The organism is Rubrimonas sp., assembly GCF_036788415.1.
In the GTDB taxonomy this organism is placed as follows: Bacteria; Pseudomonadota; Alphaproteobacteria; order Rhodobacterales; family Rhodobacteraceae; genus Rubrimonas.
In genome coordinates this window covers 1-23,236 of record NZ_DAIQNN010000053.1, presented here as the reverse complement: position 1 = coordinate 23,236, position 23,236 = coordinate 1, and the positions used below count along the sequence as shown (strand labels likewise).

The 23,236-nt window shown below is 72.0% G+C and carries 25 protein-coding genes; 13 read left to right on the top strand and 12 right to left on the bottom strand.

Translation table 11 applies throughout. The annotated features are described in order from the left end of the window. On the top strand, positions 1–298 hold a 298-nt coding region (locus V7Q31_RS12410; protein WP_333834175.1), incomplete at its 5' end, for a DMT family transporter. Here V7Q31_RS12410 and V7Q31_RS12405 read toward each other — a convergent pair. Continuing rightward, the gene (locus V7Q31_RS12405) at positions 299–1,168 is read right to left on the bottom strand and encodes an SDR family oxidoreductase (protein ID WP_333834174.1); all 870 of its coding nucleotides are present in this window, start codon (positions 1,166–1,168) and stop codon (positions 299–301) included. Positions 1,169–1,227: 59 nt separating this feature from the next. Between V7Q31_RS12405 and V7Q31_RS12400 the strand changes: the two genes are divergently transcribed. The 3 genes from V7Q31_RS12400 to V7Q31_RS12390 all read left to right on the top strand — a co-directional run bounded on the left by V7Q31_RS12400 (position 1,228) and on the right by V7Q31_RS12390 (position 3,088). After that, positions 1,228–1,947, top strand: coding sequence for a hypothetical protein (locus tag V7Q31_RS12400; protein WP_333834173.1), 720 nt, complete (start codon positions 1,228–1,230; stop codon positions 1,945–1,947). Between the two features lie 33 nt (positions 1,948–1,980). Further along, positions 1,981–2,481 (top strand): YqhA family protein, encoded by a 501-nt coding sequence (locus V7Q31_RS12395; protein WP_333834172.1) that lies wholly within the window; start codon positions 1,981–1,983, stop codon positions 2,479–2,481. A gap of 106 nt (positions 2,482–2,587) precedes the next feature. Next, positions 2,588–3,088 carry a TIGR00645 family protein gene (locus V7Q31_RS12390; RefSeq protein ID WP_333834171.1) on the top strand — a complete coding sequence of 167 codons (501 nt, stop codon included), beginning with the start codon at positions 2,588–2,590 and terminating at the stop codon, positions 3,086–3,088. Here the strand turns inward: V7Q31_RS12390 and queG are convergent. From queG to mepA, 4 genes are all read right to left on the bottom strand, one after another. Then, the gene (gene queG / locus V7Q31_RS12385) at positions 3,071–4,219 is read right to left on the bottom strand and encodes a tRNA epoxyqueuosine(34) reductase QueG (RefSeq protein ID WP_333834170.1); all 1,149 of its coding nucleotides are present in this window, start codon (positions 4,217–4,219) and stop codon (positions 3,071–3,073) included. The genes V7Q31_RS12390 and queG overlap by 18 nt on opposite strands. A gap of 2 nt (positions 4,220–4,221) precedes the next feature. Next, positions 4,222–4,890 carry an FtsZ-binding protein FzlA gene (gene fzlA / locus V7Q31_RS12380; RefSeq protein WP_333834169.1) on the bottom strand — a complete coding sequence of 223 codons (669 nt, stop codon included), beginning with the start codon at positions 4,888–4,890 and terminating at the stop codon, positions 4,222–4,224. A 169-nt stretch (positions 4,891–5,059) separates the two neighbouring features. Then, on the bottom strand, positions 5,060–6,013 hold the full coding sequence (locus V7Q31_RS12375) for an esterase-like activity of phytase family protein (RefSeq protein ID WP_333834168.1): 954 nt from the start codon (positions 6,011–6,013) through the stop codon (positions 5,060–5,062). A 32-nt stretch (positions 6,014–6,045) separates the two neighbouring features. Continuing rightward, positions 6,046–6,912, bottom strand: coding sequence for a penicillin-insensitive murein endopeptidase (gene mepA, locus V7Q31_RS12370; RefSeq protein ID WP_333834167.1), 867 nt, complete (start codon positions 6,910–6,912; stop codon positions 6,046–6,048). A 157-nt stretch (positions 6,913–7,069) separates the two neighbouring features. Between mepA and fnrL the strand changes: the two genes are divergently transcribed. Then, a complete protein-coding gene (gene fnrL / locus V7Q31_RS12365; RefSeq protein ID WP_333834166.1) occupies positions 7,070–7,792 on the top strand; it encodes a transcriptional regulator FnrL in 723 nt (240 codons plus the stop codon). Positions 7,793–7,852: 60 nt separating this feature from the next. Here the strand turns inward: fnrL and ccrA are convergent, their stop codons facing one another. Beyond that, on the bottom strand, positions 7,853–9,130 hold the full coding sequence (gene ccrA, locus V7Q31_RS12360; protein ID WP_333834165.1) for a crotonyl-CoA carboxylase/reductase: 1,278 nt from the start codon (positions 9,128–9,130) through the stop codon (positions 7,853–7,855). A 234-nt stretch (positions 9,131–9,364) separates the two neighbouring features. Here ccrA and rph point away from each other — a divergent pair, with 234 nt between their 5' ends. The 6 genes from rph to V7Q31_RS12330 all read left to right on the top strand — a co-directional run bounded on the left by rph (position 9,365) and on the right by V7Q31_RS12330 (position 12,989). Then, positions 9,365–10,072: a ribonuclease PH gene (rph, locus tag V7Q31_RS12355; protein ID WP_333834164.1), complete on the top strand. Its 708-nt coding sequence runs from the start codon at positions 9,365–9,367 to the stop codon at positions 10,070–10,072. After that, positions 10,069–10,689 carry an RdgB/HAM1 family non-canonical purine NTP pyrophosphatase gene (rdgB, locus tag V7Q31_RS12350; protein ID WP_333834163.1) on the top strand — a complete coding sequence of 207 codons (621 nt, stop codon included), beginning with the start codon at positions 10,069–10,071 and terminating at the stop codon, positions 10,687–10,689. The genes rph and rdgB overlap by 4 nt, the downstream gene beginning before the upstream one ends. Further along, positions 10,686–11,075: a RidA family protein gene (locus tag V7Q31_RS12345; RefSeq protein WP_333834162.1), complete on the top strand. Its 390-nt coding sequence runs from the start codon at positions 10,686–10,688 to the stop codon at positions 11,073–11,075. Before rdgB ends, V7Q31_RS12345 begins: the two co-directional genes overlap by 4 nt. After that, positions 11,072–12,268 carry a radical SAM family heme chaperone HemW gene (gene hemW / locus V7Q31_RS12340; protein ID WP_333834161.1) on the top strand — a complete coding sequence of 399 codons (1,197 nt, stop codon included), beginning with the start codon at positions 11,072–11,074 and terminating at the stop codon, positions 12,266–12,268. Before V7Q31_RS12345 ends, hemW begins: the two co-directional genes overlap by 4 nt. Before the next feature lie 68 nt (positions 12,269–12,336). Beyond that, positions 12,337–12,627, top strand: a complete 291-nt coding sequence (locus V7Q31_RS12335) for a hypothetical protein (protein ID WP_333834160.1) — start codon at positions 12,337–12,339, stop codon at positions 12,625–12,627. A 5-nt stretch (positions 12,628–12,632) separates the two neighbouring features. Then, positions 12,633–12,989: a YbaN family protein gene (locus tag V7Q31_RS12330; RefSeq protein WP_333834177.1), complete on the top strand. Its 357-nt coding sequence runs from the start codon at positions 12,633–12,635 to the stop codon at positions 12,987–12,989. 8 nt (positions 12,990–12,997) lie between these two features. Here the strand turns inward: V7Q31_RS12330 and V7Q31_RS12325 are convergent, their stop codons facing one another. Beyond that, entirely contained in the window at positions 12,998–13,714 is a 717-nt protein-coding gene (locus V7Q31_RS12325) for a sulfite exporter TauE/SafE family protein (protein WP_333834159.1), read from the bottom strand. Between the two features lie 288 nt (positions 13,715–14,002). On the opposite strand from V7Q31_RS12325, the gene V7Q31_RS12320 reads away from it, so the two are divergent. Continuing rightward, positions 14,003–15,682: an acyl-CoA dehydrogenase family protein gene (locus V7Q31_RS12320; RefSeq protein ID WP_333834158.1), complete on the top strand. Its 1,680-nt coding sequence runs from the start codon at positions 14,003–14,005 to the stop codon at positions 15,680–15,682. Then, complete coding sequence (locus V7Q31_RS12315; protein WP_333834176.1) at positions 15,675–16,073, top strand: META domain-containing protein; 399 nt, start codon at positions 15,675–15,677, stop codon at positions 16,071–16,073. Before V7Q31_RS12320 ends, V7Q31_RS12315 begins: the two co-directional genes overlap by 8 nt. Before the next feature lie 11 nt (positions 16,074–16,084). On the opposite strand, the gene V7Q31_RS12310 is transcribed toward V7Q31_RS12315, so the two are convergent. The 5 genes from V7Q31_RS12310 to V7Q31_RS12290 are packed head-to-tail and all read right to left on the bottom strand — an operon-like array spanning position 16,085 to position 22,019. After that, positions 16,085–17,104: a P1 family peptidase gene (locus V7Q31_RS12310; RefSeq protein WP_333834157.1), complete on the bottom strand. Its 1,020-nt coding sequence runs from the start codon at positions 17,102–17,104 to the stop codon at positions 16,085–16,087. Next, positions 17,101–18,720: a dipeptide ABC transporter ATP-binding protein gene (locus V7Q31_RS12305; RefSeq protein ID WP_333834156.1), complete on the bottom strand. Its 1,620-nt coding sequence runs from the start codon at positions 18,718–18,720 to the stop codon at positions 17,101–17,103. The genes V7Q31_RS12310 and V7Q31_RS12305 overlap by 4 nt, the downstream gene beginning before the upstream one ends. Beyond that, complete coding sequence (locus V7Q31_RS12300; protein WP_333834155.1) at positions 18,708–19,580, bottom strand: ABC transporter permease; 873 nt, start codon at positions 19,578–19,580, stop codon at positions 18,708–18,710. The genes V7Q31_RS12305 and V7Q31_RS12300 overlap by 13 nt, the downstream gene beginning before the upstream one ends. After that, complete coding sequence (locus V7Q31_RS12295; RefSeq protein ID WP_333834154.1) at positions 19,577–20,521, bottom strand: ABC transporter permease; 945 nt, start codon at positions 20,519–20,521, stop codon at positions 19,577–19,579. The genes V7Q31_RS12300 and V7Q31_RS12295 overlap by 4 nt, the downstream gene beginning before the upstream one ends. 22 nt (positions 20,522–20,543) lie before the next feature. Further along, positions 20,544–22,019 (bottom strand): ABC transporter substrate-binding protein, encoded by a 1,476-nt coding sequence (locus tag V7Q31_RS12290; RefSeq protein WP_333834153.1) that lies wholly within the window; start codon positions 22,017–22,019, stop codon positions 20,544–20,546. Positions 22,020–23,236 lie beyond the last annotated feature (1,217 nt).

Here is a 23,236-nt window from a genome sequence, read left to right as displayed (position 1 = left end):
GATCGGCCCGTTCTTCTGGACCCCGATGGTCGGCTGGGACTGGGGCTGGATGGCGATGCTGTGCGTCACCGGCATGACCGGGCATTACATGCTGATCAAGGCGCTGGAGGCGGCGGAGGCGAGCGTCGTGCAGCCCTTCACCTACCTTCAGCTCGTGTTCGGCGCGGCGGTGGGCGTGGCGGTGTTCGGCGAAAGCGTGGACGCCCCGACGATCCTCGGCGCGACGCTGATCGTGGCGGCCGGCCTGTTCACGCTGTGGCGCGAGCATCAGAAGCGGCGGGCCGCGCGGGGCCGCTGATCAGCCGCCCTCCGCCGCCAGCACCGCCGCGAGCCCTTCGCGATAGGTGGGATAGGCGAGCGAGACGCCGAGTTCCTCATGCAGCCGGCGGTTCGAGACGCGCTTGCTCTCGGCGTAGAAGCTGCGCGCCATCGGGCTGAGATCGGCGGTCGCGTAGTCGACTTCGGGGGGCGGGTCGATCCCGAGCAGGCGCGCGGCGTAGGCCGTCACCTCCTGCGGGGGGGCGGGCTCGTCGTCGCAGACATTGTAGATGCGGCCCGGATCGGGGCGGTCGATGGAGGCGCGCAAGGTCCGTGCGATGTCCTCGACATGGATGCGGCTGAAGATTTGTCCGGGCTTGACGATGCGCCGCGCCGTTCCGTCGCGCAGCTTTTCGAAGGGGCCGCGACCGGGGCCGTAGATGCCCGCCAGTCGGAAGATGTGGACCGGAAGCCCCGCCGCCACGCGCAGCTCCAGCCACGCGCGCTCCGCCTCGACGCGGGCGGCGCTGCGGCCGGGGGCGGGGTTGGGCGGCGTGTCCTCGTCCACCCAGCCGCCCTGATGGTCGCCATAGACGCCGGTCGTGGAGAGATAGCCGACCCAACGCATCCTGTCCGCCGCCGCCCAGAGAACCGGCCCGAGATCGCGCAGCACCGGGTCGCCCCCGGGGTCGGGCGCGGCGGAGATCAGCAGATGATCGGCGGCGTCGAGCGCCGCCCCGGCGTCGCCGCCATGCCAGACGAAGGGCTCGACGCCCTCGGCGCGCAGCGCCTCGGCCCTGGCCGTCGAGCGCGTGGCCCCGATCACGCGCCAGCCTTCCGCCAGAAGCAGCCGCCCCAGCGCCGCCGCGCTGTAGCCGTGCCCGAGCGTCAGAAGCGTTCCCGCAGCCATTCTCTCGCCATCTCCGCGCTGTTACCCTGCGCGCCGACCCTAGCCGGAGCCCGCGCCCCATGCGACCCCCGTTCGCCTTTCTTGCGCTTCTCGTCGCTTCGCCCGCCGCCGCGCTCGACTACGACGCCTGCATGGCGCTGGTCGCCCGCGCCCCCGAGCAGGCGGAGGTCGCAGCCCTGCGCTGGGCGCGCGAGGGCGGCGGCGACGGCGCGCAGCACTGCCGGGCGATGGCGCTCGCGGCGCAGGGCGCGCTCGACCCGGCGGCGGCGTTGCTGGCCGATCTCGCGGCGGCCCCCGGTCCGGCCCCCGCCGAAACGAGGGCGGCGATGCTGGCGCAGGCGGCGGGGTTCTGGCGCGCCGACGGTCAGCCTATGGCCGCGCGCGCCGCGCTCGACCGGGCGCTCGATCTCGACCGCGGCAATGTCGAGGCGCTGGCGGCGCGCGCCGATCTGTCGGCGAGCGAAGGCCATCTCGCCGCAGCGTGGGCCGACCTCGCCGCCGCCCGCTCAGCCGCGCCCGGCGACGCCGCCCTGCTGGTCGTGAGCGCGGCGCTCCGCCGGGCGTTGGGCGACCCCGAGGGCGCGCGCGCCGACGCCGACGCGGCCCTGCGCGCCCGCCCCGGCGCAGCCTCGGCCCTGTTCGAGCGCGGGGCGGCGAAAGCCGCGCTTGGCGACCGCCCGGGGGCGCGGGCCGACTGGCTCGACGCCATCGCCGCCGACCCTGACGGCCCCGACGCCGAACGCGCCCGGCTGGCGCTTCAGGACATGGACGGCGGTTGAAATTCCCACGTCCTGCGCGGAGAGTGGCGGGGCATGGTCGAGCAGATCGTTCAGAAGGCGCTCTCTCTCACGCGGTGGCTGCTGGCCCCGTTCTATGCGGCGCTTTCGCTGGTGATGCTGCTCCTCCTCGTCGGGGTCGCCAAGGAACTCTGGGCGCTGTTTGGCGCGATCGCGGCTACCGACAGCAGCGGGCTGATCCTCGCGACGTTGACCATCATCGATCTCGCCCTCGTCGCGACGCTAGTCGTGATGGTGGTCCTCTCGGGGTTTCAGAACTACGTCACGGGCTTTCGCGAACCCGGCGGCGGCGGCAGGCCCGAGGCGCTGCGCCGGTTCGATCCGGGCGGGCTGAAGCTCAAGCTCTCGGCGGCGATCGTCGCGATCTCCTCGATTCATCTGCTGAAATCATTCATGCGGATCGAGGAGCTCGACCGCGCCGTCCTCCCTTGGATGATCGGCATGCATCTGACCTTCGTCGCGACCACCGTGCTGCTCGCCCTGACGGAACGGCTCAAGACCGAACAGGACGGATGAGCCCGGCGGCGCCTCGGTCAGGGTCTCAGCCGGGGCCGCAGCCCACGCCCCAGTTGACGCCGCGCCCATGACGGCGCATCCCCGGCGCGATGCGGGGGAGGGCCTCATGGAACGCGTGATCGAGACGATTCTCTACCAGTCGCGCTGGCTGCTGGTGCCGCTCTATTTCGGGCTCGCCGTGCTGCTGCTCCTGCTCTCGGCGACCTTCGTGCGCGAATTGTGGTATCTCGCACTCCAGTTCGAGACGCTGACGCAGACCGACGTGATCCTCGCCATCCTCGCTCTGATCGATCTGGCGCTGGTGGGAAGCCTCGTCGTGATGATGGTGATCTCGGGCTACGAGAATTTCGTCTCGCGCTTCGACCTCGCCGAGGGCGCCGACCGGCTGAGCTGGCTCGGCAAGCTGGATGCCGGGAGTCTGAAGCTGAAAGTCGCCTCCTCGATCGTGGCGATCTCGTCGATACACCTGCTCAAGTCGTTCATGAACATCGAGAAAGTCCCGAACGACAAGCTGCTCTGGCTGGTGATCCTGCACATGACCTTCGTCGTCTCGACGCTGCTGATGGCGGTCGTCGAGAAGATGGCGCCCTCAAAAGGCCAGCCCTGAGCCGAGCGCGTCGCGCCACTCCTCCGCCACGGCGGCGTCGGGATCCGGACGCGCCATCGCCGCCAGCGCCTCCCTCGGGACGAGTCGCGAGAGCGCCCAGACCGCCGCGCCCCGCACCAGCGGTTCGGGGTCGTCGAGCCGGGCGCGCGCCGAGGCCGCCAGCCGCGGCTCGCCAGAGTTCCCGATCGCGGTCAGCACGTTGCGCAGGAAGCGCGCGCGCCCGATCCGCTTGACGGGCGAGCCGGCGAACACCTCGCGAAAGGCCGCGTCGTCGAGGGCTGCGAGGTCGGCCAGCCTGGGCGCCCTGAGTTCGGCGCGCGGGGCGTAGGCCATCTCGCGGGCGCGGCCGGCGAACTTGTTCCAGGGGCAGACGGCGAGGCAGTCGTCGCAGCCGTAGATGCGGTTCCCGATCAGCGGGCGCATCGCGCGCGGGATCGGGCCTTTCAGCTCGATGGTCAGGTAGGAGATGCAGCGCCTTGCGTCGAGCGTGTAGGGCGCGGGGAAGGCCGCGGTCGGGCAGATGTCGAGGCAGCGCCGGCAGGCCCCGCAGCGGTCCGCGTGGCGGGCGTCGCGGGGCAACACCAGCGTCGTGAAGATCGCGCCGAGGAAGAACCACGAGCCGAGCTCGCGCGAGACGAGATTGGTGTGCTTGCCGCGCCAGCCGAGCCCGGCGGCCTCGGCGAGCGGCTTCTCCATCACCGGGGCGGTGTCGACGAACACCTTGATCTCGCCCCCGGCGGCGTCGATCAGCCAGCGGCCCAGCGCCTTGAGCTTGCGCTTGACGACGTCGTGATAGTCGCGGCCCTGCGCATAGACCGAGATCGCGCCGCGGTCGCGGCGGGTCAGCGCCCCCAACGGGTCGCCGGCGGGCGGGTAGGGCTCGGCGAGCATCGCCACGCTGTTCGCCTGCGGCCAGAGCGCGGCGGCGTCGGCGCGCCAGTCGGCCCGATCCGCCATCCAGCGCATCTCGCCCTGCAAGCCTTCGGCGAGCCATCCCCGCAGCGCCGCGCCGGCCCCCATGGCCGCGACGGCCTCCGGCGCGCAGATGCCGAACCCGGCGAAGCCCATGGCGCGGGCCTGCCCCTCCAGCGCCGCGCGCAGTTCGCGTGTCGCGCCGGGCGCCGCCGCCATGCTCAGAAATCCGGATCGGCGTAGTGGGGCGGCGGCGAAAAGCCCGGCAGGTGATCCGACAGAAGCGACCTGAAGGCCGGGCGCGACTTGACGCGGGCGTACCACTCGCGCGCCGCGTCCGAGACCTCCCACGGCACGTCGCCGATGAAGTCGAGGCAGCTCAGATGCGCGGCGGCGGCGAAATCCGCGATGGTGAGCCGTTCGCCCGCCAGCCAGTGCCGCCGCTCCACGAGCCAGCCCACATACTCCAGATGCGTCTTGATCGCCCGAGCGCCCGCCTTGACGCGCGCGCTGTCGGGGTGGCCCGCGCGCATCAGCCGCTTGAGCGCGCGCTCGGAGACCAGCGTGTCGGTGACCTCGGCGTTGAACTTGCCGTCGAACCAGCCGACGAGCCGCCGCGCCTCGGCGCGTTCGAGGTGCGCGTCGGGCAGCAGGCGCGGCTCGGGGCAGGTCTCCTCCAGATATTCGAAGATCGCGGCGCTGTCGGCGAGCACGGTTCCATCCGGCTCGACCAGAACGGGGACGTCGCCAGCGGGGTTGAGGCGCAGGAAGTCGAGCCGCCGCTCCCACACCCGCTCCTCGATCAACGCGACTTCGAGCTTCTTCTCCGCCAGCACGAGCCGGATCTTGCGGCTGAAAGGCGAGAGGGGCATGTGGTAAAGGCGGCGCATGGGCGGGTTCCGGACAGCTGCCCAGTCTCCTTGCCGCGCCCTCGCGCGGGTTGCAAGCGAGGCCCGAGCGCCGGGAGAGGGCCGCCGAACGCCGCGCGCGCTTTCCGTCCAGATCGACAGGGCGCCGCGCGACGCCCTGAGGTGGTCCCGGCGGTCTTCGGACGGCCCCTCAGGGCGAGACCAGGAACTCCGCGATCAGGTTGCGCTGGACGGCGTTGAAATTGTCGTCTGCGACGACGAGCAGCCGCAGGCCGCCCGCCTCGTCGCGCCAGACGGCGATCCCTTCGATGTTGTCGCGCGGGCTGGCGTCGAGCGCGAGCAGCGGCTCGACGCGCCAGCCCGCCTCCGTCCGGGTCAGCCGCTCGATGCGCGTGCGAAAACCTCTGAGGAACCCGAAATCGCGCCGCGTGAGGTAGAACGCCCCGTCCGGGCCGATGTCGAGCCCGGTGGGGCGATGCGGGCCGGGGAGCGCCAGCGTCTCCGCGCGCCAGTCCGAGGCGCCGGCGGCGCGGTGGAACAGCGCGAAGCCTCCGTTTGCGGGCGTCTCCGACATGGCCCAGAGCCCGCCTTCCGCATCGAAGGCCAGCGCCTCGATCCCGCCATTGACCGGCAGTTCGGCCATCTGCGCCGAGAGCGGGATCGGGGCGCCCGGCGCGCCGATCTCGGGATGCAGCCAGATCGCGTTGTCGGTCTCGAAGGCGATGGCGAGCGCGCCGTCGGCCCGCAGCGCCAGCGCCTCGGGGTCGCGCCGCCCGCTCGGCGTCGTCGCGCCCGACGCGTCGCGGATCGGCACTGCGCGCAGCGCGGAGAGCCCCGTCAGCGCGCCGTCGCGCCGCTCGAGCGTCGCGCGAAACAGCGCCGCGCGATCGGAGAGGAACACCGCGCGCGCTCCGTCGGGCGAGACCGCGACGCCCGACAGCCCGCCCCAGACGGGGTGCTCGGCCGCGACGACGATCGCGCCGAGCAGACGCAGCCGCGCATCCGCGGGCAGGTCGAGGGTCGCCGGTTGCGCGTAGGCGGCGATCGGGTCCGGGGCGCGCGGCGCGGGCGCGCGGGCGAGCGGGCGGGCCTGCGGGGCGGGCGCGGCCTCCGGCGCCGCGGCCGCGACGGGCGCGCTCGCCATCAATGCGGCGCACAAGATGGCGAGCGCCCCTCTCACGGAGCCGCCAGAATGTCGGCGCAGGCCGGCGGCAGGTCGGCCAGCGTCGCGACGGGCCTCGGCGGAAGCGGCTTCGCCGGGGGCGGCGGCGACAGCGCCTCGTCGCTGAACCACCAGTCGAGCGACGCGTCGCAGCCCGAGCCCTCGGGCGGCGGCGCCTGATCGACGCAACCCGCCGCGCCCTCTGGGCAGGCGAGGCGGATGTGGAAATGCGCGTCGTGCCCCCACCAGGGCCGGACGCGGCGCAGCCAGGATGCGTCCTGCGGCCCGGCCCCCCGGCACAGCTCCGCCTTGATCGCGGCGTTCACGAAGATGCGCGCGACGCCCGGCGCTTCGGCGGCGGCGCGCAGCAGCGCCGCGTGGCGCGGCGTCCAGCGGTCGGAGACACGCATGCGGTCGGGCGCGACGACGCTCTGCGCCCCCATCGTCTCGCGCGCCCTGCGGCTGAGCGGGCGCGCCGGGGGCTCGGTCAGCCAGATGTCGATGTCGAGCCCGATCTGGTGCGAGGAATGGCCCGAGACCATCGGCCCGCCGCGCGGCTGGCTGATGTCGCCGACCAGCAGCCCCGGCCAGCCGATCGCGCGCGCGTGCGCCGCAAGGCGCTCGACCGTCGCGATTGCGGCGGGATGGCCCCAGAGGCGGTTGCGGCTGAGGCGCATCGCCTGCCAGCCCGGACCGGTCTCCGGCAGCGCCACGGCGCCTGCGAGACAGCCCGCCGCATGCGCCCCATGCGCCGATGCCGGCCCGCCGCTCGGCGCCGCCGCAGCGCCGAACAGGGTCTTCGCCGGGAGGTCGGCTTGCGCTGCGCTCGCAATGAGCGTAGCGCACAGAGTTGCGGCGGCGATCTGGCGTGCGGCGCGCATCGTCGCGCTCCCTCTGCTGGCGTTCCGGCCACTATGGCGCATGCGCTTCGCCGCCGCGAGGGCTGCGGCGAAGCGCGCCGCTTGCGACCAATGGGGGATGTGGAATTCGTCCCCAATGTCAACTAAGCTGGACGCTGTCTTGGAAGAGGTCGCACCCATGGAGAGCTTCGCCCTCCCCAACGCGAAATTCAGCCATGTCCGGTGCGGGGACTGCCCGATCCGCGAGAAGGCCGTCTGCGCCTATTGCGACCAGTCCGAGTTGCAGACGCTCGACTCGATCAAGAGCTACCGCGACTACGCGGCGGGGCGCGAGCTGCTGGCCGCCGGCGAGGAGAGCCAGGTTGTCGGCTCGATCGTGCGCGGCATGGTCAAGCTGACCAAGACGCTGTCGGACGGGCGCACCCAGATGGTCGGGCTGCTGTTTCCCGGCGATTTCGTCGGCCATGCGATGCGCGCCCGCGCCGAATACGACGCCGTCGCCGCGACCGACGTGACGCTCTGCCAGTTCCACCGCAAGCCCTTCGAGCAGTTGCTGCGCAGCACGCCGCGGCTCGAGGAGCGGATGCTCCAGATGACGCTCGACGAGCTCGACGCGGCGCGCGAATGGCTGCTGCTGCTCGGGCGCAAGACCGCGCGCGAGAAGCTCGCGAGCTTCCTTCTGATGCTCGCGCGGCGCGAATCCTCCGCCGGTGTGCGGCGCGACATCGCGGTCGAGCTGCCGCTGACGCGGGCGGAAATCGCGGAGTATCTCGGCATGACCATCGAGACGGTCAGCCGCCAGATGACCAAGCTGCGCGCGGACGGGGTCATCACCTTCGAGAGCACGCGGGCGTTGAAGCTGCCCGATCTCGACATGCTCACCGAGGAAGCCGGCGAGTGAGCGCGGCCTGAGGGCGGGCTCCGGCGCGCCCCCGACGGGCGCGCCGGATCGTCGTGCGCTTCAGCCTTCGAACGCTTCGACCGCGTCCTCGAGCGTGCGCAGCCCGGTGGTCGGGGCCTGCACCAGCACCGACATGTTGCCCGGCTTGTGCTCGTTGCGCAGCATCATCATGTGCGGCTCGGGCAGTTGCTCCCAGGGGAAGACGTCCGACATGCAGGGGTCGAGCCGGCGCTCGATCATCAGTTGGTTGGCGGCGGCGGCCTGCTTGAGATGGGCGAAATGGCTGCCCTGCAGGCGCTTCTGGTGCATCCACATGTAGCGCACGTCGAAGGTGCAGTTGAAGCCGGTGGTGCCGGCGCAGATCACCACCATGCCGCCCTTCTTGCAGACGAAGGTCGAGACCGGGAAGGTCGATTCGCCCGGATGCTCGAACACGATGTCGACGTTCTTGCCCTTGCCGGTGATGTCCCAGATCGCCTTGCCGAACTTGCGGGTCTCGTCGAACCAGGTCTTGTATTCGGGCGTGCCGACCTTGGGGAGCTGGCCCCAGCACTTGAAGTCCTTGCGGTTGATCACGCCCTTGGCGCCGAGGCTCATGACGTAGTCGCGCTTGCTCTCGTCGGAGATAACGCCGATGGCGTTGGCGCCGGCGGTGTTGATCAGCTGGATCGCATACACCCCGAGGCCGCCGGACGCGCCCCAGACCAGCACGTTCATCCCCGGCTTCAGCTCGTGCGGGTGATGGCCGAACAGCATGCGGTAGGCGGTGGCGAGCGTCAGCGTGTAGCAGGCCGACTCTTCCCAGGTGAGATGCGTGGGCCGCTTCATCAGCTGCTGCGCCTGCACGCGAGTGAACTGCGCGAAGGAGCCGTCGGGCGTCTCGTAGCCCCAGATCCGCTGGCTCGGCGAGTACATCGGGTCGCCGCCGTTGCACTCCTCGTCGTCGCCGTCGTCCTGGTTGCAGTGGATGACGACCTCGTCGCCGACTTTCCAGTTCTTGACCTTGTCGCCGACCGCCCAGACGATGCCCGACGCGTCGGAGCCGGCGATGTGATAGGGCTGCTTGTGGCCGTCGAATGGCGAGATCGGCTGGCCGAGCGCGGCCCAGACGCCGTTGTAGTTGACGCCCGCCGCCATCACCATCACCAGCACGTCATGGCTGTCGAGCTTCGGCGTGTCGACCACTTCGACCTTCATCGCCGTGTCGGGTTCGCCATGGCGCTCGCGCCGGATCGCCCAGGCGTACATCTGCGCCGGCACATGGCCGAGCGGCGGGATCTCTCCCACTTCGTAAAGGTCTTTGACGGGCGCTTTCGCGGCGACATCGAGTGCGGCCATTCGTTCCTCCTGCGGGCTGTCGTCGTTCGACGCAACAATAGTTCAATTCGCGCGGCGCAAGTTACATGACATTGCCGATGCGCTGCGGCAAGGCCTGTTGTGCGACGCAGCGCGAACTTTCTCGCGCCGGCATCGCGGCCCGGGCGCCCGGCGCGGCGGACGGCCCGGCGGACGCTGCGGTGGACGCCGCGCGCGCGCCCGGCTAAGGGAGCGCTTTCAGTATGGAGACGCCAGATGCGCCCCTCCGGCCGCGCCCCCGACGCCCTTCGCCCCGTCAGCTTCGAGATCGGCGTCAGCCGCCACGCCGAGGGCTCCTGCCTCGTGAAGTTCGGCGACACGCAGGTGCTCTGCACCGCCACTGTCGAGGAGAAGGCGCCGCCCTTCCTGCGCAACACGGGGCTGGGCTGGGTGACGGCGGAATACGCGATGCTGCCCCGCGCCACCACCAGCCGCAACCGCCGCGAGCGGCAGGGCGCCTCGGGGCGGACGCAGGAGATCCAGCGGCTGATCGGGCGCAGCTTGCGCGCCTGTCTCGACCGCCCGGCGCTCGGCGAGCGGCAGATCGTCGTGGATTGCGACGTGCTGCAGGCCGACGGCGGCACGCGCACGGCCTCGATCACCGGCGGCTGGGTCGCGCTGCGGCTCGCCGTGAACGCGATGCTGAAGGCGGGGACGATCAAGCACGACGCGCTGACCGGCCATGTCGCGGCGATCTCCTGCGGCGTGTTCCGCGGCGTCCCCATCCTCGATCTCGACTATCCCGAGGACAGCGACGCCGACGCCGACGCCAATTTCGTGATGACCGACGGCGGCGCGCTCGTGGAAGTGCAGGCCTCCGCCGAGGGCGCGACCTTCCCCCGCGCGCGGCTCGACGAGATGCTGGCGCTCGCCGAGAAGGGCATCGCGGAGCTTGTCGCGGCGCAGAAGGCGGCGCTGGCGTGACGCGCCGGATCTCGGGCGGACGGCTGGTCGTCGCCACCCACAACGCCGGCAAGCTGCGCGAGATCGGCGACCTGCTGGCGCCCTTCGGCGTCGAGGTCGTCTCGGCGGCGTCGCTGGGCCTGCCCGAGCCGGCGGAGACCGAGGAGAGCTTCGAGGGCAACGCGCGCATCAAGGCCCATGCGGCGGCGCGCGCCGCGGGCCTGCCCGCGCTGTCGGACGACAGCGGCATCGAAGTCGACGCGCTCGGCGGCGCGCCGGGCGTGCATACGGCGGACTGGGCCGAAACGGGCAAGGGGCGCGACTACGCCGCCGCGATGGCGCGGGTCTGGGCCGAAGTCGAGGCCAACGCCGCGCCCGAGCCGCGCCGCGCGCGCTTCGTCTGCTGCCTCTGCGTCGCCTGGCCGGACGGGGCGGATGCGGTGTTCGTCGGGCGCGCGGAAGGGCGGCTGGTCTGGCCGCCGCGCGGCGCGCACGGCTTCGGCTTCGACCCGATGTTCCTGCCCGACGGACGCGACGCGACTTTCGCCGAGATGGATCCGGTGGAGAAGCACGCCATCTCGCACCGCGCCGACGCCTTCGAGCAACTCGTTCCCGCCATCTTCGGAGCGCCCGCATGACCGCCTCGCCCAAGCGCCTGATCTCCTCCGGCTCGCCCTTCGAGGCCGAGTTCGCCTATTCCCGGGCCGTGGTTCAGGGCGACTGGTGCTTCGTCGCCGGCACCATCGGGCGCGACCCCGAGACCGGGCTCGTGCCGGAAGGCGCCGAGGCGCAGACGCGCGCGGCGCTGACCGTGATCGGGCGGGCGCTGGCGGAGGCGGGTTTCGGCTTCGGCGACGTGGTGCGCACGGTGATCCATCTGCCCGACCCCGCCGACCACCCCGCCATCGGCCCGGCGCTGCGCGAGGCGTTCGGCGAGAGCCGCCCCGCCAACACGACCGTCTGCACGCCGCTGCTGCGGCCCGAATGGAAGATCGAGATCGAGGTCACGGCGTTCCGCGGATGACAGGCGCCGCGGCAGTCGAGGCCGGCCCGGCGCCCGCCCCCGACTGGGTCGCGGGCGGGTTCGGCGTCTATCTGCACTGGCCCTACTGCCTGTCGAAATGCCCTTATTGCGACTTCAACTCCCATGTCGCGAAAGCCCCGGTCGATCACCCCCGCTTCGCCCGCGCGCTGGTCGCGGAACTGACCGCCGCGCGACAGCGGACCGGACCGCGGCGCGTCGATTCGGTGTTCTTCGGCGGCGGCACGCCGAGCCTGATGGCGCCCGAGACAGTCGCCGCCGCGCTCGATGCCGTCGCGCGGCTCTGGGGGCTGGCGCCGGACGCCGAAGTCACGCTCGAGGCCAACCCGACCTCGATCGAGGCCGTGCGCTTCGCCGCGTTCCGCGCGGCGGGCGCCAACCGCGTGTCGATGGGCGCGCAGGCGCTGAACGACGCCGATCTGCGCGCGCTGGGCCGCACCCACTCCGCCGCGGAGGCGCGCGCGGCCTTCGACGTGGCGCGCACGGCCTTCGACCGAGTCTCCTTCGACCTGATCTACGCGCGCGTCGGCCAGACCCTCGCTTCATGGGAGGCGGAGCTGCGCGCGGCGCTGGCGATGGCGGTCGATCACCTCTCGCTCTACCAGTTGACCGTCGAGCCCGGCACGCGCTTTGCGGAATTGCACGCGCGCGGGCGGCTCCGAGTTCCCGCGCCGGAGCTTGCGGCGGACATGTATGCGGCGACGCAGGAGATCTGCGGCGCGGCGGGGATGCCGGCCTATGAAATCTCAAACCATGCGAGGCCCGGCGCGCAGAGCCGCCACAACCTGATCTACTGGCGTTATGGCGACTATGTCGGCGTCGGCCCCGGCGCGCATGGGCGCGCGACGCTGGCGGACGGGACGCGGCTGGCCACCGTCGCTCCGCGCGACCCCGCCGCATGGCTCGCGGCGGTGGAGGCGCGCGGCGACAGCGTCGAGACGGAGCCGGTGGCTCCGCGGGATCAGGCCGTGGAGCATCTGATGATGGCGTTGCGCCTGAGCGAAGGGGCCGATCCCGCGCGCCATGCGCGGCTCGCCGGCGCGCCCCTCGACCCGGAGAAGGTCGCGGCCCTCGTCGCGGACGGCGTGATCGCGCGGACCTCGGAAGGGCGCATCGCGGCGACGGCGCGCGGGCGGATGGTGCTCGACGCCGTGCTGCGGGCGCTCCTGCTCTGAGCGCGCAGGCCGGGACCGACGCGGCCCTGCGCGCGGCGCTGCGCCTTGTCGCGTCGCTCGGAACGACGTTGACCTACGAGCAGGCCGCGACGATCCTCGGTCTGCGCCCGCCGCTGCGCGTGCGCCGCGTCGCCGAAGCGCTGGAGCGGATCATGGCCGAAGACGCCGCGCGCGGCGCGCCGACGCTCGCGGCGCTGGTCGTCGGTCGGCGACGGGGCGGGGCGCCCGGACCGGGATTCTTCGACGCCGCGCGGGCGCTGGGCCTCATCCGCCCTGGCGAAGACGCGGCGGCGGCGCATCTGCGCATGTGTTGCGAAATCTGGGCGGCGCACGCCCCCGGCGGGGAAAGGCGGTCGTGAACGCGATGCGGGCGGTATGGTTCACGCTGGGCTGGGCCTCGGTCGGGCTCGGGGTGGTCGGAATCGCGCTGCCGCTCCTGCCGACCGTGCCGTTCCTGCTCCTCGCCTCCTTCTGCTTCGCGCGCTCGTCGCAGCGCGTGCATGACTGGCTGCTGAGCCATCCCCGCTTCGGCCCGCCCATCGCCGACTGGCGGGCGAACGGGGCGATCCGCCGCCCCGTGAAACGGCTGGCGATGCTGTCGATCCTCGCAAGTTTCGCGATCCCGCTGGCGCTCGGCGCGGCGGCCTGGGTGCTGGCGGTTCAGGCGGGCGCGCTGGCGGCGGTCGCCGTCTTCATCCTGACCCGCCCCGAAGGCCCCTGAGCCGGCGCTCAGAGGCTCAGCGACCGGCGCAGAAGGTTCAGCCCCGACAGGGTGAGCACGACCAGCGTCGCCCGGCGAAAAACGTCCTGGTTCATCCGGCGGTTGAGCGCGAGGCCGAGCGCCATCCCGATCATCACCGGGATCGTCCCCGCAACCGACAGCGGCGCCGTCTGCGCGTTCAGCACCCCCGACTGCACATGCGCGGCGGTCAGCGCCACCGAGCCGAGCACGAAGACGAGGCCGAGCGCGCGCATCTGCTCGGCTTTCAGCGTGTTGCGCGCGATCATGTACATCATGATCGGCGGCCCCCAGACCCCGGAGACCCCGCCGAAGAATCCCGCCACTGCGCCCACCGCCAACGGCGCCGCCGGATGCGCCCCGGTCGGGTCGGGCAGCCGCAGCCCGAGCAGCTGCGTCAGCGAGAACAGGGTGATGGACGCGCCGAGGATCGCGAAGATCGCGGCGTCGGGCAGGATCGCCAGAAGCTGCGCCGACAGCGCGATGCTCGGCAGCAGGGTGACGAGGATCAGCCGGTAGTCGCGGATCGTCGCCAGCGCCGGGCCGATCCCGTCGCGCAGCGCCTGCCAGACGTTGCTCAGGAACGTCGGCGCGATCAGCAGGGCGACGGCGGTCGTCGCGGGCAGGAACGCGCCGAGCCCGCTGATCGCGATCATCGGCAGCGCGAAGCCCACCGCCCCCTTGGCCACGCCGCCGACCAACAGCACCGCGACCGCCGCGAAAAGGCCGAGCGCGCCGTGCTCTGACAGGAAGGCGTCGAATGCGGACAGGGCGGCTCTCCGGGGATCGTCCCCGCCATGAAGCGCCCTTCGCGGCGCGCGTCAACGGCGCGAACGGCGCGGCGCGGCGCCGGCAACAATGTTCCCGCGCCCCCCTCGGCGAGGAAAGGAAGTTGCGCGACGATTGACCCTGCGCCCCCTGCGCGCTAGGTTGCGGCGCACAAAATGGGAGAAACGGCGCGCCCGACTCGGCGCGCCCTGACAGAGGCACGCCGCATGAACATCGCCACCGCGCCCGCCGGAGCCGTCGCCGCCGGAACCGCCGCCGAGATCGACACGCTCGGCCTCGCCGACGAGGCCCTCGCCGCCCTCGACGCCGCGCTCGCGCAGGCCCGGGCGGGGCTGCGCGCCAAGGTCTCCGCAGGCGCGCGCATCTCCAACGGCGCCCTTGAAGCGGAGCAGTACGCCGCCCACGCGCTCGCCTGGTGCGAGACCTACGCCTTCTCGCTGCGCGAGATGGCGGCCTGGGCGCGTCGGCTCGACGAGACCGGCAAGTTCGGCGAGATGGAGCGGCTGATCCTGCGCATCGCCTTCGGCGAGTACCTCGCGCAGCTGCGCGGCGGCCTGCCGATGAGCCAGAACGAGCTGGTGCGCCTGTCCGATCTGGGCGTCGCGCTCATCGGCGACGCCGTCGACGCGCTGATCGCCGACGGGACGCAGGACGCGCTGCGCAAGCGGCTGGTGGAGCTGATGATCGAGCGCGACGGCTCGGCCACGTTCGGCGACTGCGCGCTGGACGAAGAATACGAGATGATCCGCGACCAGTTCCGGCGCTTCGCGGACGAGAAGGTCGTGCCGCACGCGCATGGCTGGCATCTGGAGGACGAGCTCGTCGCCGACGAGGTGATCGCCGAGATGGCCGAGCTCGGCGTGTTCGGCCTGACCATCCCTGAGGAGTTCGGCGGCTTCGGCATGGGCAAGACGGCGATGTGCGTCGTCTCCGAGGAGCTGTCGCGGGGCTATATCGGCGTCGGCTCGCTCGGCACCCGGACCGAGATCGCCGCCGAGCTGATCCTGTGCGGCGGCACGCCGGAGCAGAAGGCGCACTGGCTGCCCAAGCTCGCCTCCGCCGAGATCCTTCCCACCGCCGTCTTCACCGAGCCCAACACCGGCTCCGACCTCGGCGCGCTCAAGACCCGCGGCCGCCGCGACGGCGACGAATGGGTGCTGACCGGCAACAAGACCTGGATCACCCATGGCGCGCGCACCGATCTGATGACCGTGCTCGCCCGCACCGTGCCCGACACCGACGATTACCGCGGTCTGTCGATGTTCCTCGCGCCCAAGACCCGCGGGTGTTGCGAGAATCCGTTCCCCGATCCGACCATCGACGGCTCGGAGATCGAAGTGCTCGGCTATCGCGGCATGAAGGAGTACACGCTCGCGCTCGACGACCACCGCGTCGCCGGCGACGCGCTGCTCGGCGGCGTCGAGGGGCAGGGCTTCAAGCAGCTGATGCAGACCTTCGAGAGCGCGCGCATCCAGACCGCCGCCCGCGCCGTCGGCGTCGCGCAGAACGCGATGGAGCTCGGGATGCGCTATGCGCAGGACCGCACCGCCTTCGGCAAGCAGCTCATCGCCTTCCCGCGCGTCTACTCCAAGCTCGCGATGATGGCGGTGGAGATCATGGTCGCGCGCCAGCTGACCTATTTCTCCGCCCGCGAGAAGGACGCCGAGCGGCGCTGCGACCTCGAGGCCGGCATGGCGAAGCTGCTCGCGGCCCGCATCGCGTGGTCCTGCGCCGACAACGCGCTTCAGATTCACGGCGGCAACGGATTCGCGCTGGAATACGACATCAGCCGCGTGCTCTGCGACGCCCGCATCCTCAACATCTTCGAAGGGGCTGCGGAGATTCAGGCGCAGGTGATCGCGCGCCGGGTGCTCGAAACTGCGTAAGCGCGCGCCGGTCGCGGCGGCGCTGCTGGCTCTGGCCGGCTGCGCCGCCGCGCCGCCCGCCGCCGAGGCCCCCTTTCCGGCGGACGGCTCGGACTGGGTTCTGTCGTCGCTGCGCGGCGCGCCCGGCCTTCGGGCGAGCCTCTCCTTCAAGGGCGACCGGATCGCGGGGGCCGGCCCCTGCAACCAGTTCATCGGCGATCTGGCGCGGCCCGGTGGCGGGCTCGCGCTCGGCCCCATCGCGGCGACGCGGCGCGCATGTCCGGAGATGGCGGAGGAAGAGTCGTATTTCTCGGCGCTGACCGACGCGGCCCGGGCGGTCGAGCGCGACGGCGCTCTGATCCTCGCCGACGCCGACGGGGCGGAGCTGATGCGCTTCAAGCCCGGCCTCTGAGCGCGGAGCGCCTACGCGACCCGTCCGAACTTCGTCGCCCAGCAAGGCGCCGCATCTCCGGGCATATGGCGCGCGTGGAACACCCCGCGCGCCACCGCGCGCGACAGGCACAGCGCCGCCGCCGCGCCGATCTCCAGCGGCTCGCGCAGCGGATCGCCCAGCGCGCGCGCGCCGGTCGCCGCGGCGAAGACCAGATCGCCGTCGAAGGGGGTGTGCGCAGGGACCAGCGCGCGCGCCATGCCGTCATGCGCCGCCGCCGCCATGCGCTGCGCCTGCGCCTTGGTCAGCGCGGCGTCGGTCGCGACGATGGCGATGGTCGTGTTCGCGCCCGCGCGCGCCGCGTCGAGCTTGGTGGCGAACAAGCTGGCGGGCGCGGGGGCGGGGGGCGGCCCGAGCCCGCCGAACTCGTCGCCGATCTCGAAAGGCCCCGCCCAGAACTGCGGCAGGTCGCCGACCGTCGCTTGTCCCAGCGCGTTGACCGCGACCAGCGCGCCCACCGCGATCCCCGAAGGCAGGACCAGCGAGGCCGAGCCGAGCCCGCCCTTCAGCGCGCCCGCGACAGCGCCCGTCCCCGCGCCTTCCGAGCCCAGCGCGAAGACCTCCGACGCCGCCGCCAGCGCCGCCCGCCCGAGCGCGGGATAGGGGTTCTCGCCCCACTCCGCCTCGCGCCCGTCGCCAAGGTCGAACAGGATCGCAGCCGGGACGATGGGCGCCCGGCTCGCGCCCACGGCGAAGCCGCGCCCCGCTGCGCGCAGAGCGCCCGCCACCCCGTCCGCCGCCGCCAGCCCGAAGACCGACCCGCCCGACAGCACCAGCGCGTCGACGCCCTCCACGAGCTTGTCGGGCGCGAGCAGGTCGGTCTCGCGCGTTCCTGGCGCGCCGCCCATGACGTGAACCGCCGCCGCGAAGGGCGCATCCGCCGTCAGCACGGTGACGCCCGAGCGCAAGGCGGCGTCCTGCGCATTGCCGACGCGCAGGCCCGCGACGTCGGTGATCAGGTTGCGGGGGCCGGGGGCGAAAGGGGCTGTCATGCGGCGGGGCTCCGGTTGCGGCGGGCGAGCGCGGTTGCGAGATCGGGCGCCGCGGCGAGCAGCGCGCGGGTGTACGCGTCGCGGGGCGCGGCGAAGAGCGCCTCGGTCGGACCGTCCTCGACGATCCGGCCGGCCCGCATCACCAGCACCCGGTCCGCCACCGCCCGCACCGCCGCCAGATCATGCGCGATGATCAGGAAGGCCGCGCCGAGCCGCTCCGACAGCTCCGCCACCAGCGAAAGGATCTGCGCGCGGATCGACAGGTCGAGCGCGGACGTCGCCTCGTCGAGGATCACCAGATCGGGCGCGATGGCGAGGGCGCGGGCGATGGCGATGCGCTGGCGCTGGCCGCCCGAGAAGGCGTGGATGTGGCGTTGCGCCGAATCCTCCGGCAGCCCAACCGCGCGCAGCACCTCGGCGACGCGCGCCGCCTGCGCCGCGCGCGTCGGGCGGGGGCGCATCAGGTGGAACGGCTCGGCGACCAGATCGCCGACGCGCCAGCGCGGATCGAAGCTGCCGTAAGGGTCCTGAAACACCGCCTGAACGCGGCGGCGCAGCGCCGGCGGGGCGCGCCCGTCGCGCGGCATCGGGGCGCCGCCGATGCGGATCTCCCCGCCCTGGATCGGCTCGAGCCCGAGGATCGCGCGGGCCAGCGTCGATTTCCCGCAGCCCGATTCGCCGACCAGCGCCACCCGCTCGCCCCGGCCGACCGTCAATGAGACGCCGTCGAGCGCGCGCGTCTCGGGGCGCGCGCCGAAAGGCGACGGGCGGGGGCCGCGATGGATGCGCAGCGCCTCGCGCACCTCCAGCAGCGGCGGACCCTCGACCGGGGCGCGGCGATGCTTCGGGGCGGGGCGCGAGGCGGCGACCAGCGCGCGCGTATGGGCGTGGGCAGGCCGCGACAGCGCCTCCGCCGCCGCCCCCCGCTCCACCACTTCGCCGTCGCGCATCACGGCGATCCGGTCGGCATGGGCGGCGACGACGCCGAGGTCGTGGGTGATCAGCAGCAGCGCCATGCCGTCCTGCGCCACGAGCCGCATCAGGAGCTTCAGAATCCGCGCCTGCGTGGTGACGTCGAGCGCGGTCGTCGGCTCGTCCGCGATCAGCAGAGCGGGCCGCAACGCGACCGCCATCGCGATCCCCACCCTCTGGCGCTGGCCGCCGGACAGCTCGTGCGGATAGCGCGACAGCGGAAACTGACGCTCCGGCAGACCGACGCGCTCCAGCGTCTCGCGGGCGATCTCGCGCGCCCGCCGCGCATTCGCCGCGCCGTGGATGCGGACGGTCTCGGCGACTTGCGCGCCGATGGTCTGGAGCGGGTTCAGCGCCGTCATCGGCTCCTGAAACACCATTCCGATGCGCGCGCCCCGCACCGCCTGCAAGCGCCGCTCCGACGCCGCCAGCAAGTCCGCGCCCTCGAACAGCGCCCGCCCCGTCGCGCGCGCCGGCGCGAGGCCCAGCAGCGCCATCGCCGACATGCTCTTGCCCGAGCCCGACTCGCCGATCAGCCCGAAACACTCGCCGGCGCGGATGTCGAAGCTCACGCCGCGCAGCACCGGGGCTGGGCCGATGGACAGCGACATCTGCTCGACCCGCAGCAGGCTCATCGCGTCCATCTCAGTTTCGGGTCGAGCGCATCGCGCAGCCCGTCGCCCATCAGGTTGAGCCCGAGCACCGTCAGCAGGATCGCGAGCCCCGGAACCACCGCCAGATGCGGCGCGAGCCCGACCATCGTCTGCGCCTCGGCCAGCATCCGCCCCCAGGACGCGGCGGGAGGCTGCGCCCCGAGGCCGACATAGGACAGCCCCGCCTCCGCCAGCACGCCGAGCGAGAACTGCGTCGCGCCCTGCACGATCAGCAGGCTCGCGACATTGGGCAGGATGTGTTCGAGCGAGATGCGCGCCCGCCCCTTGCCCGCCATTCGCGCGGCCAGCGCGAAGTCCCGCGTCCAGAGCGACAGCGCCGCCCCCCGCGCCAGTCGCGCGAAGACGGGGATGTTGAAGATCCCGATTGCGAGGATCGCGTTGACCGCGCCGGGGCCGAGCAGCGCGGTGATCAGGATCGCGATCACCAGCGCGGGAAAGGCGAAGACCAGATCGTTGGCGCGCATCACGGCTTCGTCGAGCCAGCCCCCGCGCGCAGCCGCCGCCGCAAGGCCCAGCGGAACCCCCACCGCCATCCCGATGCCCACGGCGACCACGGCGACCGCGATGGAGACGCGCGCGCCCGCCATGACCATCGACGCCATGTCGCGCCCGAAATGGTCCGTCCCGAGCCAATGCGCGGCGGAGGGCGGCTGGAGACGGTCGGGGATCGAGATCGCCGTCGGGTCGTAGGGCGTCCAGACAAGCGAGATGAGCGCGAGCGCCGCGAAGACGCCGGCCAGCGCCGCGCCGATCAGGAAGCTCGGGCTGCGCAGCAGGGCGGCGCGCACGGTCGCCGGGCCAATCTCGGGGCCGCTCCCGCGTCCGGTCATCGCCGCCGCAATCTCGGATCGACCGCCGCATAGGCGAGATCTGTCAGGAAGTTGACCAGGATCACCGCGAAGACCAGCACCATCACCACGCTCTCGACCACGATCAGGTCGCGCTGGCCGATGGCCTGGAAGACGAGCCGCCCCAGCCCCGGCAGGTAGAACACGTTCTCGATGATGATCGCGCCCGCCAGCAGGAAGCCGAATTGCAGCCCGAGGATCGTCAGCGCCGGGATCGTCGCGTTGCGCAGCGCATGGCCGGTCAGCGCGCCCCAGCGGCTCAGCCCCTTGGCGCGGGCCGTGCGCACATAGTCCTCGCCGAGGGCCTCGATCAGCGCCGAGCGCATCACCCGCGCGAGGATCGCCGCCTGCGGCGCCGCCAGCGCGACCGCCGGCAGCGTCAGCGCCCGCAAGCCCTCCCACAAGCCCGCCTCCCAGCCGGGAAAGCCTCCCGCTGGAAACCAGCGCAGGCCGACGGCGAAGACCAGCGCGAGCAGCATCGCCAGCCAGAAATTCGGAATCGCGACGCCGATCTGCGCCGCCCCGCTCACCAGCACGTCGCCGGCCCGACCGCGATGCGCCGCCGCCAGCAGCCCCGCCGGCACGGCGACGGCCGTGGAGAGCGCCATGGCGAGCAGCGCGAGCGGCGCCGACACCGCCAGCCGCTCGGCGATCAGCGGACCCACTTCGGTGCGATAGGCGTAGCTCACGCCGAACTCGCCGCGCAGCATGCCGCCGACCCAAGCCAGATACCGCGCGAGCGGCGGGGCGTCGAGGCCGAGCTGGGCGCGGAGCGCGGCCAGCGTGTCGGGGCGCGCGTCCACCCCCAGCATCAGCGCCGCGGGGTCGCCCGGCGCGACTTCCACTACCAGAAAGACCACAACGCTCGCCGCCGCCAGCGAGGCCGCCAAAGCGATCAGCCGCCGCAGCGCATAGCCGAGCACGGGCGCGCGGCCTCTCCCGCCGTCACTCCCAGCGCACGGCGGTCAGGTCGTTGGCCTGAGTGGGCGCGTTCTCCCACAGCCCTGTCAGCCGCGCATCCGCGACCATCGCGCGCGGCAGCTGGAACAGGAAGGCGTTGACCGCATCCACCGCGATCTTGCGCTGCGCGGCCTGCAGCAGCCAGCTGCGCTGGTCCGGGTCGGTCTCGCGGGCCAAAACATCCATAAACTGGCGGAATTCCGCATCGTCATAACCGAAGTAATAACTCTCGCGCGCATAGATGCCTATGTCCATCGGCTCGGTATGCGCCACGATGGTCAAGTCGAAATCGCGCCCTCTGAACACCTGTTCGAGCCATTGCGCCCATTCCAGCGTTTCGATCCGGGTCTCGATGCCGACTTCGCGCAGCTGGGCCGCGACGATCTCGCCGCCGCGCCGCGCATAGGAGGGGGGCGGCAGCTTGAGCGACAGCACGGCGCCTTGCAGCCCCGTCTCCTCAAGCAACCGGCGCGACAGATCGGGGTCGTGCTGCGACAGTTCGGTGAGGTCGACGTAATCGGGGTGATGCGGCGCGAAATGCGAGCCGATGGGCGTCGCGTGGCCGAACATCGCGCCGTCGATCAGCGCCTTGCGGTCGATGGCGTGCGTGATCGCGCGCCGCATCCGGATGTCGTCGAGCGGCGGGCGCGCATTGTTCATCGCGAGGATCGTCTCGCCTTCGGTCGATCCGATGGTGACGCGGAAGCGCGGATCGGCGGCCAGCGCGTCGAGCATTTCGGGCGCTGGGAAGGCGGGGAAGGCTTCGATGTCGCCCGCCATCACCGCGGCGAAGGCGGCGGTGGGGTCGGAGACGAACTTGAACGTCGCGCCGTCGAGAGCAGCCGGCTCGCCCCAATAGTCCTCGTTGCGCGTCAGCTCCACCCGGTCGCCCCGCGCCCAGCGCGCGAAGCGGAACGGACCGGTGCCGACCGGGTCGGTCGCATTGGACGCCGCGCTCTCGGGCGCGACGATCACGGCGTCGCCCCAGGCCAGGTTGAAGTCGAGCGCGCCGGTCGGCTGGCTCAGATCGATGCGCACCGTCAGCGGATCGACCGCCGTCGCCGCGGCGATGGGCGCGAAGAGCGCCTTCTGCGCATTGGCGCTGTCCTCCGCCTGCGCCCGCTCGATGGAGAACACGACATCCTCCGCGTCGAAGGCGGTTCCGTCATGGAAGCGCACGCCGTCGCGCAGCCGGAAAGTCCAGCTCAGCCCGTCCGCCGAGACCTCCCAGCTCTCCGCGAGGCCGGGAACGATGGAGCCGTCCGCCCCGAAGCGGGTGAGGCCTTCGAAGACGTTGGCGTAGACGATTTCGTCGATCGCGCCCGCGGCGCCTGCGGTCGGGTCGAGCACGGGCGGCTCGAGCTGCATGCCGATCACGACGCCGCGCGCCCCGGCCTGTCCCGCCAGGCCCGCGCCCAGCGCAAGCGCGAGCGTCGCCGCGCATGTGATGCCTCGGATCATCTCGGTCTCCTCGTCGCGCCGTCTTCGCGGCGTCCGGTCGGGCGCGATCACGCGCTTCCCCGCACCATACAGAGGGATTCGCGCCGCGCGAAGGCGGGTCCTGCGCCGCAGGACCGCGCGCCGCCGACTCGAAAGGCGCAGGCGCGACATCGCCCGGACGGCGCCCCGCCGCTCGCGGGCTTCGGCGCTTGCGGGGTCGTCAAGGTGCAGGCTCCGCCGGGGAGGCTGTTGCCGATCCGCGAAGACCGCGATAAAACAAAGGCGTTGGAAGAGAGGGAGAAGTCGCGTCCGCGTAGCTCAGCCGGATAGAGCACAGGATTCCTGATCGTCAAATTGGGCGTTGCGCTCGGAAACGGCGCAACGGATCTGCTCAAAGTCGGGGAACGCTACGGCGCGCTGGCGCCTTGCCGATCCCGAGCCAAGCCCCGCGAGGGGAAGGTGTAGAGACTGGATGGGCAGCACCTACGGGTTTCGGCCTATGGTGAAGGGACAGTCCAGACCACGAACGCCGAGGGGCGGCGGCGAAAGCCGAAGTGGTACGAATCCTGGGGCCGTGGGTTCGAATCCCGCCGCGGACACCACTTCCCCGATCGGCGCGGCGCCGGCGTCTGTCTCGCGCGCGCCGAAGACCGCCGACCTGCGTCGCCCAGCGGGCGACGCCGCCGCCTCGGACCGCGCCGCCGGTCGTCCCGAAGGCGACGAGGAAAGCCGGCGGCACGGTGATCGCGGCGGTCGGCGCCGCCAGCCGGAGCGACGGTCCGGTCGCTCACGCCGCGGTCACTTGCGCCATTCCGGGGGGGCTGAACATCGACGTAAACAGGTGACAGACGTGGGAGCCTTGAAATATTTCCGATTTCGCTATTGGGGGCATGGCAAGTTTTGCAGGCCCCCTTTCTTTGTCAGTCAAAGATACAGAGTATTGGCGTATTTTCAGAGCAGAGCGCGATTTTTGATTAGTCCATATGCATTTTCTATAGTGCAATCGGAAATATAATATATCAGATACAATAATTTTACGAAGACCCTGATATTCGGTGAAATTTTCTCGGCGTATTTCAGGTCGCATGGGCTGTACGTGCTGTCGGGAGACAATGATCGGTTCATGAATCACTCGTGCAATGCACACACCCGGCAGACAGAAGGGCGTCGCCTCGGCGGAGTTCTAGCAGCGGCGCGCGACATCGGGGCGCGACCTCGGCGCCGGCGAGGAACTGACC

Coding starts and splice junctions, on each gene's coding strand:
- queG (WP_333834170.1), bottom strand. CDS start 4,219: ATGGCGGCGGCGCCCGGCGCGACACGCGAACTGCGCGCGGCGCTGGAG.
- hemW (WP_333834161.1), top strand. CDS start 11,072: ATGACAGGCGCCGCGGCAGTCGAGGCCGGCCCGGCGCCCGCCCCCGAC.
- fnrL (WP_333834166.1), top strand. CDS start 7,070: ATGGAGAGCTTCGCCCTCCCCAACGCGAAATTCAGCCATGTCCGGTGC.
- V7Q31_RS12375 (WP_333834168.1), bottom strand. CDS start 6,013: ATGGCGAGCGCGCCCGTCGCGGCCGCGGCGCCGGAGGCCGCGCCCGCC.
- mepA (WP_333834167.1), bottom strand. CDS start 6,912: ATGCGCGCCGCACGCCAGATCGCCGCCGCAACTCTGTGCGCTACGCTC.
- V7Q31_RS12290 (WP_333834153.1), bottom strand. CDS start 22,019: ATGATCCGAGGCATCACATGCGCGGCGACGCTCGCGCTTGCGCTGGGC.
- V7Q31_RS12405 (WP_333834174.1), bottom strand. CDS start 1,168: ATGGCTGCGGGAACGCTTCTGACGCTCGGGCACGGCTACAGCGCGGCG.
- fzlA (WP_333834169.1), bottom strand. CDS start 4,890: ATGCGCCGCCTTTACCACATGCCCCTCTCGCCTTTCAGCCGCAAGATC.
- V7Q31_RS12330 (WP_333834177.1), top strand. CDS start 12,633: ATGCGGGCGGTATGGTTCACGCTGGGCTGGGCCTCGGTCGGGCTCGGG.
- rph (WP_333834164.1), top strand. CDS start 9,365: ATGCGCCCCTCCGGCCGCGCCCCCGACGCCCTTCGCCCCGTCAGCTTC.
- V7Q31_RS12345 (WP_333834162.1), top strand. CDS start 10,686: ATGACCGCCTCGCCCAAGCGCCTGATCTCCTCCGGCTCGCCCTTCGAG.
- V7Q31_RS12305 (WP_333834156.1), bottom strand. CDS start 18,720: ATGGACGCGATGAGCCTGCTGCGGGTCGAGCAGATGTCGCTGTCCATC.
- V7Q31_RS12395 (WP_333834172.1), top strand. CDS start 1,981: ATGGTCGAGCAGATCGTTCAGAAGGCGCTCTCTCTCACGCGGTGGCTG.
- V7Q31_RS12320 (WP_333834158.1), top strand. CDS start 14,003: ATGAACATCGCCACCGCGCCCGCCGGAGCCGTCGCCGCCGGAACCGCC.
- V7Q31_RS12400 (WP_333834173.1), top strand. CDS start 1,228: ATGCGACCCCCGTTCGCCTTTCTTGCGCTTCTCGTCGCTTCGCCCGCC.
- V7Q31_RS12390 (WP_333834171.1), top strand. CDS start 2,588: ATGGAACGCGTGATCGAGACGATTCTCTACCAGTCGCGCTGGCTGCTG.
- V7Q31_RS12310 (WP_333834157.1), bottom strand. CDS start 17,104: ATGACAGCCCCTTTCGCCCCCGGCCCCCGCAACCTGATCACCGACGTC.
- ccrA (WP_333834165.1), bottom strand. CDS start 9,130: ATGGCCGCACTCGATGTCGCCGCGAAAGCGCCCGTCAAAGACCTTTAC.
- V7Q31_RS12300 (WP_333834155.1), bottom strand. CDS start 19,580: ATGACCGGACGCGGGAGCGGCCCCGAGATTGGCCCGGCGACCGTGCGC.